The 15,710-nt window shown below is 39.3% G+C and carries 9 protein-coding genes and 8 tRNA genes; 16 read left to right on the top strand and 1 reads right to left on the bottom strand.

The features are described from left to right. Nucleotides 1-69: 69 nt before the first annotated feature. From RZ78_RS05245 to rpoC, 14 genes are all read left to right on the top strand, one after another. Nucleotides 70-711 carry a deoxynucleoside kinase gene (locus RZ78_RS05245; protein WP_053791941.1) on the top strand — a complete coding sequence of 214 codons (642 nt, stop codon included), beginning with the start codon at nt 70-72 and terminating at the stop codon, nt 709-711. A gap of 277 nt (nt 712-988) precedes the next feature. Next, nucleotides 989-2,272, top strand: a complete 1,284-nt coding sequence (gene serS / locus RZ78_RS05240; RefSeq protein WP_054608326.1) for a serine--tRNA ligase — start codon at nt 989-991, stop codon at nt 2,270-2,272. Nucleotides 2,273-2,504: 232 nt separating this feature from the next. Beyond that, nucleotides 2,505-2,577 (top strand) — tRNA-Val (locus RZ78_RS05235). Nucleotides 2,578-2,580: 3 nt separating this feature from the next. Further along, nucleotides 2,581-2,653, top strand: a tRNA-Lys gene (locus RZ78_RS05230). 35 nt (nt 2,654-2,688) lie between these two features. Next, nucleotides 2,689-2,772: transfer RNA gene (locus RZ78_RS05225), tRNA-Leu, on the top strand. 21 nt (nt 2,773-2,793) lie between these two features. After that, a tRNA-Thr gene (locus tag RZ78_RS05220) sits at nt 2,794-2,867 on the top strand. 4 nt (nt 2,868-2,871) lie between these two features. Continuing rightward, a tRNA-Gly gene (locus RZ78_RS05215) sits at nt 2,872-2,943 on the top strand. A 13-nt stretch (nt 2,944-2,956) separates the two neighbouring features. Then, nucleotides 2,957-3,042, top strand: a tRNA-Leu gene (locus tag RZ78_RS05210). Nucleotides 3,043-3,066: 24 nt separating this feature from the next. Then, nucleotides 3,067-3,140, top strand: a tRNA-Arg gene (locus RZ78_RS05205). Between the two features lie 12 nt (nt 3,141-3,152). Further along, nucleotides 3,153-3,226 (top strand) — tRNA-Pro (locus RZ78_RS05200). 125 nt (nt 3,227-3,351) lie between these two features. Beyond that, entirely contained in the window at nt 3,352-3,819 is a 468-nt protein-coding gene (locus RZ78_RS05195; RefSeq protein ID WP_054608325.1) for a CtsR family transcriptional regulator, read from the top strand. A 15-nt stretch (nt 3,820-3,834) separates the two neighbouring features. Further along, nucleotides 3,835-6,333, top strand: coding sequence for an ATP-dependent Clp protease ATP-binding subunit (locus RZ78_RS05190; protein WP_054608324.1), 2,499 nt, complete (start codon nt 3,835-3,837; stop codon nt 6,331-6,333). A gap of 265 nt (nt 6,334-6,598) precedes the next feature. Then, nucleotides 6,599-10,207: a DNA-directed RNA polymerase subunit beta gene (locus RZ78_RS05185; protein ID WP_054608323.1), complete on the top strand. Its 3,609-nt coding sequence runs from the start codon at nt 6,599-6,601 to the stop codon at nt 10,205-10,207. 17 nt (nt 10,208-10,224) lie between these two features. Next, nucleotides 10,225-13,887 carry a DNA-directed RNA polymerase subunit beta' gene (gene rpoC / locus RZ78_RS05180; protein WP_041152920.1) on the top strand — a complete coding sequence of 1,221 codons (3,663 nt, stop codon included), beginning with the start codon at nt 10,225-10,227 and terminating at the stop codon, nt 13,885-13,887. 38 nt (nt 13,888-13,925) lie between these two features. Here the strand turns inward: rpoC and RZ78_RS07615 are convergent, their stop codons facing one another. Beyond that, entirely contained in the window at nt 13,926-14,585 is a 660-nt protein-coding gene (locus tag RZ78_RS07615; protein ID WP_054608322.1) for a prepilin peptidase, read from the bottom strand. 172 nt (nt 14,586-14,757) lie between these two features. Here RZ78_RS07615 and rpsL point away from each other — a divergent pair, with 172 nt between their 5' ends. Both rpsL and rpsG read left to right on the top strand, forming a co-directional pair. After that, a complete protein-coding gene (rpsL, locus tag RZ78_RS05170; RefSeq protein WP_034531492.1) occupies nt 14,758-15,171 on the top strand; it encodes a 30S ribosomal protein S12 in 414 nt (137 codons plus the stop codon). Nucleotides 15,172-15,211: 40 nt separating this feature from the next. After that, nucleotides 15,212-15,682 (top strand): 30S ribosomal protein S7, encoded by a 471-nt coding sequence (rpsG, locus tag RZ78_RS05165; protein WP_034531493.1) that lies wholly within the window; start codon nt 15,212-15,214, stop codon nt 15,680-15,682. Nucleotides 15,683-15,710: the final 28 nt, after the last annotated feature.

Here is a 15,710-nt window from a genome sequence, read left to right as displayed (position 1 = left end):
TTCTTCATATTCAAAACGACCTGAATGTATTAGAATAGTATATTAGAAAACGAAATTAAGGAGATTATTATGATAGTACTTGCTGGAACCATTGGAGCCGGAAAAACCTCTTTAACTAAGATCCTATCTGCTCATCTTGATTCAACAGGATATTACGAATCAGTGGACGATAACGAAATTCTTCCTTTGTTTTATAAGGATCCTAAGAAGTATGCATTTTTATTGCAAATCTACTTCTTAAATACTCGCCTAAACAATATTGAAAAGGCCCACAACGAAAAGTTAAGCGTTATGGACCGTTCTATCTACGAAGATTCATTACTATTTAGATTGAATGCTGATATGAAACGTGCTACTTCAACTGAAGCTGATATCTACGATTCGTTGTTGGAAAATATGATGGAAGAAATTCCTGGTTCATTGAACCAAAAAAATCCTGACTTATTAATCCACATCAACATTTCGTTCGATACCATGTTAAAACGAATCAAAAAACGTGGTAGAAGTTATGAACAAGTTGATAAAGATCCAGAACTATACAACTATTACCAAGACTTAAATAGTCGTTATAACGACTGGTATGACAACTACGACTTATCTCCTAAGATGCAAATTGACGGTGACAAGTTTGACTTTATCGAAAACGATGAAGACTTAGCAGCAGTTCTAAAACAAATTGACGAAAAAATTGCTGAATTGAACTTAAAATAGTTGCCAATCACATTTTTTTATAATATTATTGAGTCAACAAATAAACGCAAGGTATGTTTTTAAGTAGACAGTAAAGAGATGCAATGGTTGGTGTGAATTGCAAGTCGAAATTCCGGCATACGCAAAAGCGGGTAGGTAATGCTACACGGCAGGTGACCGTTATCTCCAAACGAGTGTTTAGCATGTGCTAAGAACTTGGGTGGTACCGCGAAAAGAAGACCTTCGTCCCAATGGATGGAGGTCTTCTTTTTTATTTGCAAAATTGGAGGTATTTACTATGTTAGATATGAAAATGATTCGTCAAAACGCTGACTGGGTTAAGGAAAAGTTAGCTACTAGAAATATCAAAGCTGAAACAATCGATGAACTATTAGGTTACGATGAAAAGCGTCGTGAACTAATCGTAAAAAGTGAAGGATTAAAAGCTAAGAAGAATGAAGTATCAAAGAAGATTGCGGAAGCAAAGCGTAACAAGGAAGACGCTGCTGATGCCATTGCTGAAATGCAACAAGTAGGTAAGGAAGTTAAGGAATTAGATGAACAACTTGAAAAGGTTGAACAAGATCAACAAGACTTGGCTGCACACTTACCAAACATTCCAGCCGATGAAGTTCCAGTTAGTTTGACTGAAGAAGGTGCCGTTGAACTAAGAAAATACGGTGAACCTCGTAAGTTTGACTTCGAACCAAACCATCACTGGGACCTAGGTGAAAAACTAGGCATCTTAGACTTCGAAGCAAGTGCTAAGGTTGCTGGTAGTCGTTTTGTTTACTACATGGGTGCAGGTGCACAACTAGAACGTGCCATCTACAACTTCTACTTAGACCAAAACGCTAAGGCTGGTTACAAGGAAGTATTACCACCATACATGGTGAACTCAGCATCAATGTTTGGTACTGGTCAATTCCCTAAGTTTAAGGAAACAAAGGCCGGTTTCGAAATCGCTGACAGTGATTTAACAATGATTCCTACTGCCGAAGTACCATTGGTAAACTACTACAGAGATGAAGTAATGGATGCAGACAAACTCCCAGTTAAGTTCACTGCACTATCACCAGCATTTAGATCAGAAGCTGGTAGTGCCGGGAGAGATACTAGAGGTTTAATTCGTTTACACCAATTCAATAAGGTAGAAATGGTTCAATTCACTAAGCCTGAACAATCATGGGATGCACTAGAAAGCATTACTGCACACGCTGAAGACCTATTGAAGATGTTAGGTATTCCTTACCACGTAATTACACTAACTACTAGTGACATGAGTTTCACTGCTGCAATGACTCATGACATCGAAGTATGGATGCCAGCACAAGGTCGTTACCGTGAAATCTCAAGTTGTTCAAACACAACCGATTTCCAAGCACGTCGTGCACACATCCAATACAGGGATGAAAACGGCAAGTTACAATACGTTCACACTCTAAACGGTTCTGGTTTAGCTGTTGGTAGAACTGTAGCTGCTATCCTAGAAAACTTCCAAAATGAAGATGGATCAATCAACATTCCAGAAGTACTACAACCATACATGGGTGGTAAGACTAAGATTGAAAAAGAAGACTAATTGAATAGTTATAACTAAAGCGATAATCTAAAGATTGTCGCTTTTTTATTTTTTTGAAAAAAGGGGTAGACAGACAGCAGAAATTTAGATATAATATTTTTTGTTGAGTTAAAGAGAACGGCTCAGAAGCGAGTCATATCAACAATTAAGTAAAATTTCTTGTTGACATTGCTTGTTAGAAATGATATTATTAAATAGTTGTCTTGTTAAGAGATAACTTGAAAGACCTCATGGAGGATTAGCTCAGTTGGGAGAGCATCTGCCTTACAAGCAGGAGGTCACAGGTTCGAGCCCTGTATCCTCCATATGAGCCGTTAGCTCAGCCGGTAGAGCATCTGACTTTTAATCAGAGGGTCGGCAGTTCGAACCTGCCACGGCTCATTGGCTCTATGCCATATACATTTTAATATAATCATGCGGGCGTGGCGGAACTGGCAGACGCGCTAGATTTAGGTTCTAGTTTCCTTATGGAAGTGGGGGTTCGAATCCCTTCGCCCGCATTTGCAATTTGCATAATTGCTGCCGACTTAGCTCAGTTGGCTAGAGCGCTTCACTAGTAATGAAGAGGTCGGGTGTTCGAATCATCTAGTCGGCATTATGCGGAAGTAGTTCAGTGGTAGAACATCACCTTGCCATGGTGGGGGTCGCGGGTTCGAATCCCGTCTTCCGCTTTTGCATAGTTCTGCCGGGGTGGCGGAATTGGCAGACGCACAGGACTTAAAATCCTGCGGTTAGTGATAACCGTACCGGTTCGATCCCGGTCCTCGGCATTTCAAATAATTTAATACTATTATGCACCCATAGCGCAACTGGATAGAGTGTCTGACTACGAATCAGAAGGTTGTAGGTTCGACTCCTACTGGGTGCATTTTTTTATTTTCGGGAAGTAGCTCAGCTTGGTAGAGCACCTGGTTTGGGACCAGGGGGTCGCAGGTTCGAATCCTGTCTTCCCGATAATATAACCCAAAGAGAAAACATTAATTTGTTTTCTCTTTTTTGTTTTTCGTTAAAAATCTTTGCATTTTCAATATAAGTCCGTATAATTATAGTCAGAATTAGTCAAAGAAAGAGGTGGTATTATGCAGGGTAAGAATATTTCAGATATTATTGAGAAGTATTTAAAGGAAATGATTGCTGAAGACGAGAGAGTCGAAATAAGTAGATCTGATATTGCCAGCCATTTCGATGTGGTTCCATCACAAATTAACTACGTTATTAAGACTAGGTTTACCATTCAAAATGGATACGTAGTCGAAAGTAAGCGTGGAGGCGGTGGATACATTCGTATTGAAAAGGTGAAGCTGCTTGATAATATAGATATTTTAGATACGCTGATTAATGCCATTGGCGACGGTTTAACTCAACGTGAAGGTAAGGCAATTATCAACACTTTGGTGTTAAATAATCTAATTACTGACAATGAAGCTGATTTAGTGTTAGCATCTATTAAGAAGCAGACACTAGCTGTCGGCAACAAACTACTTGAAAATGAAATTAGAGCGAATATAATGGTCGCAATACTTGATCATTTAAGATACAAAAGCTAGAAAGTGAGGCACGATATGGATAACATTTTTACTCCAAGCGCAAAGAACGTATTGATTTTGGCACAAGAACAAGCCAAAGTGTTTGGCCACCAAGGGATTGGGACAGAACACTTATTACTAGCTTTATCAATGGAAGATAACGGCATCGCAAAGTCAGCCTTAAAGCAATGCGATGTTCACGAAGATGATATTAAAGGCGAAATGGAAATCTTGGTTGGATACGGTAACCTAACAGATTCAGACAAGGACACATACCTACCATACTCACCTAAGGCTGAAGCAATCTTGACCTTATCTGGTCAAATTGCGAAGAAATACGGTGCAATTAAGATAGGAACAGAACACTTATTACTTGCCATCCTAGATACTCCAGACACTTTAGCTGCTAGAATTCTAGTGGCACTAAACGTGGTCGAAGTAAATGAGGTAAAGAAGGTACTATTACGTAAGATGGGATTTCCAGGTGATTCAAGTTCAAACTCAAAGAACATTCCACTACCAGGAACTAAAGCAGCTCGCAACAACGGAACTACTCCTACATTAGACTCACTTGCGACTGACCTTACTAAGTCAGCCAAGGATGGTCTAATCGATCCTACTATTGGTAGAGACGATGTTATCAAACGTGTAATTCAAATTCTTAGTCGTCGTACTAAGAACAACCCAGTGCTAATCGGGGAAGCAGGGGTAGGTAAGACTGCCGTTGTTGAAGGCTTGGCATTAAAGGTTGCTCACAGACAAGTTCCAGAAGACATGCAAAACAAACGGATCATGATGCTTGAAATGGGAACTCTAGTCGCTGGTACTAAGTACCGTGGTGAGTTTGAAAAACGTCTAATGAAGATTATCAGTGAAATCAAGTCAGTAGGTAACGTAATCCTATTCATTGACGAACTACACACTCTAATGGGTGCCGGTGGTGCTGAAGGAGCTATCGATGCGTCTAACATCCTAAAGCCAGCACTTGCTAGAGGAGATCTTCAAACAATCGGTGCTACTACTTTGGATGAATACCAAAAGTACATCGAAAAAGATGGTGCATTGGCTAGAAGATTCGCAACTGTTTCAGTTGATGAACCTACTAGAGATGAAGCTGTCGAAATTCTAAAGGGAATTCGTCCTAAGTACGAAAGCCATCACCAAGTAAAGATTACCGATGACGCAATCGAAAAGGCCGTTGATTTATCAAGCAGATACATCAGCAACCGTTTCCTACCTGATAAGGCAATCGACTTGATGGATGAAGCTGCTGCAATGGTTAAAATCAATAACCTAGACGAAAACAATCCATTAGAAGAACTAGAAAACAAAATCAACGAATACAGTACTCAAATGGAAAGCGCCATCGAAGAACAACGCTTCGAAGATGCTGTTTCACTTCGTCAAAAGGAACAAGAACTACAAGAAGAACTAAAGACTAAGCGTCAAGAAACCGCTGATATCAAAAAGCAACGTCAAGAAGACCACAACTTCGATATCGAAGAAACTGGTGAAGATGTCGCTAAAGTTGTCTCAGAATGGACTGGTGTTCCAGTAACTAAGATGACCAAGGCTGACAGCAAGCGTTTGGTTAACCTAGAATCAATCCTACACAAGAAGATTATTGGTCAAAACGAAGCCGTTTCTGCTGTATCACGTGCAATTAGACGTGCTAGAAGTGGTATCAAGGATCCAAACAGACCAATCGGTTCATTCATTTTCTTAGGACCTACCGGTGTTGGTAAGACTGAATTAGCTAAGGACTTAGCTGAAGAAATGTTTGGTTCAAAGGACGACATTATCAGAATTGATATGTCAGAATACATGCAAAAAGAATCCGCTTCTCGAATGGTTGGTTCAGCTCCAGGATACGTTGGATACGATGAAGGTGGCCAATTGACTGAAAAGGTAAGACAACATCCATACTCAGTTGTTCTATTCGATGAAGTAGAAAAGGCTCATCCAGATGTCTTCAACTTGCTACTACAAGTATTAGATGATGGATACCTAACAGATTCTAAGGGTAGACATGTCGACTTTAGAAACACTGTCTTAATAATGACTTCTAACTTAGGTGCTAGAACACTACGTGATAAGAAGACTGTTGGTTTTGGTGCTGAACTAGATCATGACGATGAAAACTACAAGCTAATGAGAAAGACAGTCGAAGAACAAATGAAGAGATTCTTCAGACCAGAATTTTTAAACCGTATCGATGAAACAATCATCTTCCACGAACTAAACGAAAAACAAGTTCAAGAAATTGTTAAATTAATGTCTAACGATTTGTTGAAACGAGTTCACGACTTAGGCATCAACGTGAAGATGACCCCAGCAGCAATCGAATTGATTGCTAAGAATGGTTTCAATCCTGAATACGGTGCTCGTCCAATTCGTCGCGCATTGCAAAACGATGTCGAAGATAAAGTTTCTGAAGAAATTCTTTCTGGTGAAATTAAACCAGGGGATGACGTTTCAATTGGAGCATCTAAAGGCAAGATTACAATCACTAAAAAAGAAGCCGTTAAGGCATAATAAAAAAGAGGGAATCATCCCTCTTTTTTATTGTCTAAATCTTGACTTTATATACCTTCGAGAGTATCATACAGATATATAACTACGAAGTGAAATGTGTGTCGGCGATCTATTGTCCGTCAGACACGCCTATATTAACCAAAAATAAGCTTCAATTTGAATTGCTTATTTTGGTTTTTTTTTGCTCATTTTTAGATAAAAAGGGTAAAAAAATGCATTTGTAACACAATTGTAATATTTCACTTGCGTAGAAATTTTTGGAGGGGTGAAGAACTTGGCAGGACATTTAGTTAAATATGGTAAACACCGTATTCGTAGAAGTTACTCTCAAATCAAGGAAGTTCTTGATTTACCTAATTTAATTGAAATTCAAACCGATTCATACAAGTGGTTCTTAGATGAAGGTTTGCGTGAAATGTTTAACAGCATTATGCCAATTGATGATTTCCAAGGAAAACTATCCTTAGAATTCGTTGATTACCAATTATTAGAACCTAAGTACACTGTTAATGAAGCAAGAGATCATGAGGCTAACTACTCAGCTCCACTTCATATTACATTGAAATTGACCAATCATGAAACTGGTGAAATTAAGACCCAAGATGTATTCTTTGGCGATTTCCCATTGATGACTGATCAAGGTACTTTCATTATTAACGGGGCAGAACGTGTAATTGTTTCACAATTAGTTCGTTCTCCTGGTGTATTCTTCCACAAAGAAGAAGACAAGAATGGACGTATCAGCTATGGTACTACTGTAATTCCTAACCGTGGTGCCTGGATGGAATTCGAAACTGACGCAAAGAACTTATCATACGTTCGTATTGATAGAACTAGAAAGCTACCAATTACTGAACTAGTTCGTGCATTAGGTTTCGGTTCAGATGACGAAATTACTCAAATTTTGGGTAGCAATGATAGTCTTTCATTGACTCTTGAAAAAGATGTCCACAAAGACACTGAAGATTCACGTGTTGAAGAAGCATTAAAGGACATTTACGAACGTCTACGTCCGGGTAAACCTAAGACTGCTGATTCATCTCGTAGCCTATTGACTACTCGTTTCTTCGATCCAAAACGTTACGACATGGCTCCTGTTGGTAGATACAAGACTAACAACAAGTTAAGCCTAAAGACTCGTTTACTAGGATTAACCCTTGCTGAAACTTTAGCTGATCCAGATACTGGTGAAATTATTGCTAAGAAGGGTACTGTAATTGATAAGAATGTCATGAAGGAATTAGCTCCTTACTTGGACCGCGAAGACTTCAAGGCATACACTTTCAACCCTTCAGAACAATCAGTTGTTCCAGAACCAATGACTGTGCAAATCATCAAAGTACAATCAGAAAAAGATCCAGATCATGTTGTTAACATGATTGGAAACGACAACATCTCATTGGATTACCATCACATCACTCCAGCAGATATCATTTCTGCTATCAACTACTTCTTCAACTTGCAAGAAGGAATTGGTGAACCTGATGATATTGACCATTTAGGTAACCGTCGTATCCGTTCTGTTGGTGAATTACTACAAAACCAATTCAGAATTGGTCTAGCAAGAATGGAACGTGTAGTAAGAGAACGTATGTCAATTCAAGATACTACTACTGTTACTCCACAACAATTAATCAACATTCGTCCTGTAGTAGCTTCAATTAAGGAATTCTTTGGTTCATCACAATTGTCACAATTCATGGACCAAACTAACCCATTGGGTGAATTAACTCATAAACGTCGTCTATCTGCATTGGGACCTGGTGGTTTGACCAGAGACCGTGCCGGATATGAAGTTCGTGACGTTCACTACACTCACTATGGTCGTATTTGTCCTATTGAAACTCCTGAAGGTCCTAACATTGGTTTGATTAACTCACTTTCAAGTTATTCTAAGGTTAACAAGTACGGTTTCGTGGAAACACCTTACCGTCGTGTATCATGGGATACTCACAAAGTAACTGATAAGATTGATTACTTATCAGCTGACGAAGAAGATAACTTCGTAGTTGCTCAAGCTAACTCTCCATTAAATGAAGACGGATCATTCAAGAACGATGTTGTTATGGCTAGATACAAGTCAAACAATATTGAAACTAAGATTGAAAACGTTGACTACATGGACGTTTCTCCTAAGCAAGTAGTTTCAGTTGCCACTGCATGTATTCCTTTCTTGGAAAACGATGACTCCAACCGTGCCTTGATGGGTGCCAACATGCAACGTCAAGCTGTTCCTTTGGTTAACCCACATGCGCCACTAGTTGGTACTGGTATCGAATACAAGGCAGCTCATGACTCTGGTGTTGCTTTAATCTGTAAACACCCAGGTACTGTTGAATACGTTGACGCTGACGAAGTACGTGTTAGAAGAGAAGACGGTTCATTAGATACTTACAAGCTAATGAAGTTCCAACGTTCAAACGGTGGTAAGAACTACAACCAACGTCCAATCGTTCGTGTAAACGACAAGGTTGACGCTGATGAAATTCTAGCTGACGGTCCTTCAATGGAAAACGGAGAACTTGCTTTAGGTCAAAACCCAGTTGTTGCGTTCATGACTTGGCAAGGTTACAACTTCGAAGATGCCATTGGTATTTCAGAAAGATTAGTTCGAGAAGATGTATACACTTCAATTCATATTGAAGAATACGAATCAGAAACTAGAGATACCAAACTTGGACCTGAAGAAATGACTAGAGAAATTCCTAACGTTGGGGAAGACGCTTTAAGAAACCTTGACGAAGAAGGAACTATCAGAATTGGTGCTGAAGTACATGATGGTGACATCTTGGTTGGTAAGGTTACTCCTAAGGGTGTAACAGAATTATCAGCTGAAGAACGTTTACTACATGCTATCTTCGGTGAAAAGTCTAGAGAAGTCCGTGATACTTCACTACGTGTACCTCACGGTGGTGGCGGTATCGTTCAAGACGTTAAGGTCTTCACTAGAGAAAATGGTGATGAATTAGCACCAGGTGTAAACAAGATGGTTCGAGTTTACATTGCTCAAAAACGTAAGATCCAAGTAGGGGACAAGATGTCTGGTCGTCACGGTAACAAGGGTACTGTTTCCATTGTTATTCCTGAAGAAGATATGCCTTACTTACCAGATGGTACTCCAATTGACATCCTATTGAGTCCCATGGGTGTGCCTTCACGTATGAACATTGGACAAGTTCTTGAATTACACTTAGGTATGGCTGCTAGAAAACTAGGTATCCACGTAAGTACTCCGGTATTCGATGGTGCTCGTGATTCAGATATCTGGGACGCTGTTAAGGAAGCTGGTATGGCTTCAGACGGTAAGTCAGTTGTTTACGATGGTAGAACCGGTGAACCATTCGATAAACGTGTTGCAGTTGGTGTAATGCACTACTTGAAACTTGCTCACATGGTTGACGATAAGATCCATGCTCGTTCAATTGGACCTTACTCACTAGTTACTCAACAACCACTTGGTGGTAAAGCACAATTTGGTGGACAACGTTTTGGTGAAATGGAAGTTTGGGCCCTAGAAGCTTATGGTGCCGCATACACACTACAAGAAATCTTGACTTACAAGTCAGATGACGTTGTTGGTCGTGTTAAGACATACGAAGCTATTGTTAAGGGTGAACCAATTCCTAAGCCAGGTGTTCCTGAATCATTCCGTGTTCTTGTAAAAGAACTTCAAGCTCTAGGATTAGACATGAAGGTTCTTAACGAAGACAACCAAGAAATCGAACTTCGTGACTTAGACAGCGAAGAAGACGACGGTGTTGTTAACGTTGATGCTTTAAGCAAACTAGCTGAAAAGCAAAAGAAAGAACAAGAAGAAAAAGATGAAGAAAAGTCTGAACAAGACGACAAAGCAAACACCAACTTTAAGGAATAAAGAAAGGGGACTATCCATTGGTCGATGTAAACAAATTTTCAAGCATGCAAATTGGATTAGCTTCTTCTGATAAAATTCGTAGTTGGTCATTTGGTGAAGTTAAAAAGCCAGAAACTATCAACTACAGAACTTTAAAACCAGAAAAAGATGGTCTATTCGACGAAAGAATTTTCGGTCCTACAAAGGATTGGGAATGTGCTTGTGGTAAATATAAACGTATTAGATACAAGGGTATCGTCTGTGATCGTTGTGGAGTAGAAGTTACACGTGCTAAAGTACGTCGTGAACGTATGGGTCACATTGAATTAGCTGCTCCAGTAACTCACATTTGGTACTTCAAAGGAATTCCAAGTCGTATGGGTCTTGTATTAGACATGAGCCCACGTGCTTTGGAAGAAATTATCTACTTTGCTTCATACGTTGTTACAGATCCTGGTGATACTCCACTAGAAAACAAGCAACTAATCTCAGAACAAGATTACCGTGAAAAGAAACTTGAATACGGTAACCGTTTCGAAGCTAAGATTGGTGCTGAAGCAATTAGAACTTTATTGAACAATGTTGATATCAATAAAGAAGTTGCTGAACTAAAAGATGAACTAAAGAAGGCTACTGGTCAAAAGCGTGTTAGAGCGGTTAGACGTCTAGATATTCTAGAAGCATTCCTACAATCAGGTAATGACTTGTCATGGATGGTAATGGAAGCAATTCCAGTTATTCCACCTGACTTAAGACCAATGGTACAACTAGAAGGTGGCCGTTTCGCCACTTCTGACTTAAACGACTTGTACCGTCGTGTTATTAACAGAAATAACCGTCTAAAGAGATTGTTAGATCTACATGCTCCTGGTATCATCGTTCAAAACGAAAAACGTATGCTACAAGAAGCTGTTGATGCTTTAATCGATAACGGTCGTCGTGGTCGTCCTGTTGCCGGTCCTGGTAACCGTCCACTTAAGTCACTATCACACATGCTTAAAGGTAAGCAAGGTCGTTTCAGACAAAACTTACTTGGTAAGCGTGTTGACTACTCTGGTCGTTCTGTTATTGATGTTGGACCATTCTTGAAGTTCAACCAAATGGGACTTCCAGTTCCAATGGCCATGGAATTATTCAAGCCTTTCATTATGAAAGAACTTGTAAAACGTGGTAGTGCTTCAAACATTAAGTCTGCTAAACGTCAAATCGAACGTAAAGATGAAGAAGTATTCGATGTATTGGATGACGTAATTAAGGAACATCCAGTATTACTTAACCGTGCGCCTACATTGCATAGATTAGGTATTCAAGCATTCGAACCAGTATTGGTTTCAGGTAAATCAATGCGTCTTCACCCATTAGCTTGTGAAGCTTACAACGCCGATTTTGATGGTGACCAAATGGCCATCCACGTTCCTTTATCAGACGAAGCACAAGCTGAATCAAGACTATTGATGCTAGCTGCTACTCATATTCTTGCCCCTCGTGATGGAAACCCAATCGTTGCTCCTTCTCAAGATATGGTTATCGGTAACTACTACCTAACTATGGAAGAAGAAGGCCGTGAAGGTGAAGGTATGATCTTCAACACACCTGAAGAAGCTAAACTTTCATACCAAAGTGGTTTAACTCACTGGCACACTCGTGTTGGTATTGCCGCTTCATCAATGAGCGAAAAGCCATTCACTGACGAACAAAAGGACAAGATTTTGGTAACAACTATTGGTAAGATTATCTTCAACGGTATTCTTCCAAAGACATTCCAATACTTGAACGAACCAACTGATACTAACCTACATGGTCACTTATCTGACAGTTTCTTCTTAGAACCTGGTGAAGATATCCATGAACACTTGAAGAATGCCCCTCTAAACGGTGCCTTCAAGAAAGGTTTCTTATCAGACATCATTGCTGAAGTTTACAAGCAATACAAGGTAACTGAAACTTCACAACTACTAGATAGAATGAAGGACTTAGGTTACAACGAATCAACTAAGTCAGGTTTAACTGTTGGTATCACTGATGTTACTGACCTTAAGTCAAAACCTCAAATTATTGCTGATTCACACAAAAAAGTTGAAAACGTTACAAAACAATTCCGTCGTGGTTTAATTACTGACCAAGAACGTTACGAAAGAGTTATCGGTATCTGGAGTGATGCTAAGGATGAAATTCAAAACGACTTGTTGAAGAACTTCGATCCTCAAAACCCTATCTTTATGATGAGTGACTCTGGTGCCCGTGGTAACATCTCTAACTTTACTCAATTAGCTGGTATGCGTGGTTTGATGGCCGCACCTAATGGTGAAATCATGGAACTACCTATCACTGCTAACTTCCGTGAAGGTCTATCAGTTCTTGAAATGTTCATTTCTACCCACGGTGCCCGTAAGGGTATGACTGATACTGCCTTGAAGACTGCCAACTCAGGTTACTTAACTCGTCGTCTAGTTGATGTGGCTCAAGACGTTATTATCAGAGAAGAAGATTGTAACACTGACCGTGGAGTTATCGTTGCTGCATTGAAGCAAGGTAACGAAATGATTGAACCTCTATACGATAGAATCATTGGTAGATATGCTATGAAGACAGTTAAGAACCCAGAAACTGGTGAAGTAATTGTTAAGCATAACCAAATGATTAACGAACCTGAAGCTGAAGCAATTGAAGCTGCTGGAATTGAAGAAGTTGAAATTCGTTCTGCATTCACTTGTAACACAGTTCACGGGGTTTGTGAAAAATGTTACGGTCGTAACTTAGCTACTGGTTCACCTGTAGAAGTTGGTGAAGCAGTTGGTACTGTTGCTGCTCAATCAATTGGTGAACCTGGTACTCAATTAACTATGCGTAACTTCCATACCGGTGGGGTTGCTGGTAACGCCGATATCACACAAGGTCTTCCTCGTGTTCAAGAAATCTTCGAAGCTAGAAACCCTAAAGGTAAAGCAGAAATTACTGAAGTTACAGGTACTGTATCTCTAATTGAAGAAAACCCTGCTGAAAGAGTGAAGGAAGTTACTGTTAAGGGTGACGCCGACACTAGAACTTACAAAGTTCCAATTAATGCTCGTATGAACGTGGCTGAAGGTGACTTCATCCGTCGTGGACAAGCTATTAACGAAGGTTCAATTGATCCTAAGGAACTAATCAAGGTTCGTGACTCACTATCAACTGAAGTATACTTGCTAAGTGAAGTTCAAAAGACTTACCGTATGCAAGGGGTAGAAGTTAGTGATAAGCATGCTGAAATCATGGTTCGTCAAATGCTACGTAAGGTAAGAATCATGGACTCAGGTGACACTGACGTTCTTCCAGGTACTTTAATGGATATTAACGACTTTAAGGAAGCTAATGCTGACGCAGTTATTTCTGGTAAGATTCCAGCAACTGCACGTCCAGTTATCTTAGGTATTACTAAGGCTGCCCTAGAAACTAACAGTTTCTTATCAGCTGCATCATTCCAAGAAACTACTCGTGTTCTAACAGATGCTGCCATCCGTGGAAAGAACGATCCATTAGTTGGTCTTAAGGAAAATGTTATTATTGGTAAGCTAATTCCAGCTGGTACTGGAATGAAGACTTACGGTGAAATCAACGCTAAAGTTGAAGAACAAGAATCACCAAAAGTTGATTCAAACGACGTTTACTCAATTAGCCAAATTGAAAAACGTATGAATGAAGAAGACGTAAATAACCAATAATTTACAACTTAAAAATAGCAATCGCTGAATAGCGGTTGCTATTTTTTTATACATAGAAACATCAAATAGGATAGATATATAAATGGAATAAACGGGATTTTACCGCTGACTTGTTTGATAAACGGATAGGCGACTAAGGCAAAGAGACTGGCTACAAAGATAATTAATAGAATATGATTACCGGTTAACAGAAACAAAATCGCAAACAGATCGATATCTGCTTCACCGATGAAGTGATAGTTGTAGTTTAAAAGGTAGAAGAAAAAATAAATTGGCATTAATATCAAAATTCTAGAGAAGGGGAGAGCAAAAATAAAAACAATTAATAGCAGTGAGTGTAGAATAATACTTGAAACCATTTGCTTGTGCATATCTTCTAGACTTAAGTAGAAAAGATAAACAATGATAAGCAATGGCAGCATACTTCTGGTTTCAATAAATATTAATGGAAAGATTGTGCCTAAGAACACTTCGTTTACAAACGAGAAACTCGAGTAGGTCTTATGACAGTACCTGCATCTACCATGATTGAGTAGATAAGAGAAGATAGGGATTAAATCAATCACTTCTAGTGGATGTTTGCAGACATCACAATGAGAAAATCCGAGTAGATTTTCTTGATGTTCTAGTCGATAGAATAGGGCAGTGAGAAACGATCCAAAGGAAGAACCCAGGATAAATAAAATGAATAAAAACATATTTAAAACCTCCAATATTATTTACGAAAGAATTCCTAAGTTTCATTGACACAAATGAGACGTCGTGATAATATTATTAAGTGCTTATTCATCCGGTGAACTTTTACATAAAAAAGAACCACCTGGATGTGTGGACTTAAAAATAAATTTTATTGGAAGGAGGAATTTTTAGATGCCTACTATTAACCAATTAGTACGTAAAGGTCGTCATTCTAGAAGTTCTAAATCAAAAGCCCCAGCTTTAAACCATGGGTACAACAGTTACAAGAAGAAGCAAACTAACAACCCTGCTCCTCAAAAACGTGGAGTAGCTACCCGTGTTGGTACTATGACTCCAAAGAAGCCTAACTCAGCTCTACGTAAGTACGCCCGTGTTAGACTTTCAAACTTGATTGAAGTTACTGCATACATTCCTGGTATTGGTCACAACCTTCAAGAACATAGTGTTGTTTTAATTCGTGGTGGTCGTGTTAAGGATTTACCTGGGGTACGTTACCACATCGTTCGTGGTGCTCTAGATACTGCCGGTGTTGCTGACCGTCGTCAAGGTCGTTCAAAATACGGTACTAAGAAGCCTAAAGACTAAAACATTTATTCCGCTATAAGAAAACAAGGAGGATTTTTAAATGCCAAGAAAAGGAAATGTTCAAAAACGTGAAGTTCTTCCTGATCCAATCTACAACTCAAAATTGGTTTCAAGCTTAATTAACCGTTTGATGTTAGATGGTAAGAGAGGAACTGCATCAGAAATTTTATATGGTGCATTTGATCTTATTAAGAAAGAAACTGGAAATGACCCAGTTGACGTATTCGAAGAAGCTATGAACAACGTTATGCCTGTACTAGAAGTTAAGGCTCGTCGTGTTGGTGGATCAAACTACCAAGTTCCTATCGAAGTACGTCCTGACCGTCGTGTTACTCTAGGTTTACGTTGGATCGTAAACTACGCACGTCTACGTGGTGAACACACAATGGTTGAACGCCTAGGTCGTGAACTTATGGATGCTGCTAACAACACAGGTGCTTCAGTTAAGAAACGTGAAGACACTCATAAGATGGCAGAAGCTAACCGTGCATTTGCTCACTACCGTTGGTAAAATAAACGTACAAACTTATTTGTACATT

Source organism: Apilactobacillus kunkeei, from assembly GCF_001308195.1.
In the GTDB taxonomy this organism is placed as follows: Bacteria; Bacillota; Bacilli; order Lactobacillales; family Lactobacillaceae; genus Apilactobacillus; species Apilactobacillus kunkeei_C.
This window is presented reverse-complemented; position numbering and strand designations above follow the sequence as displayed.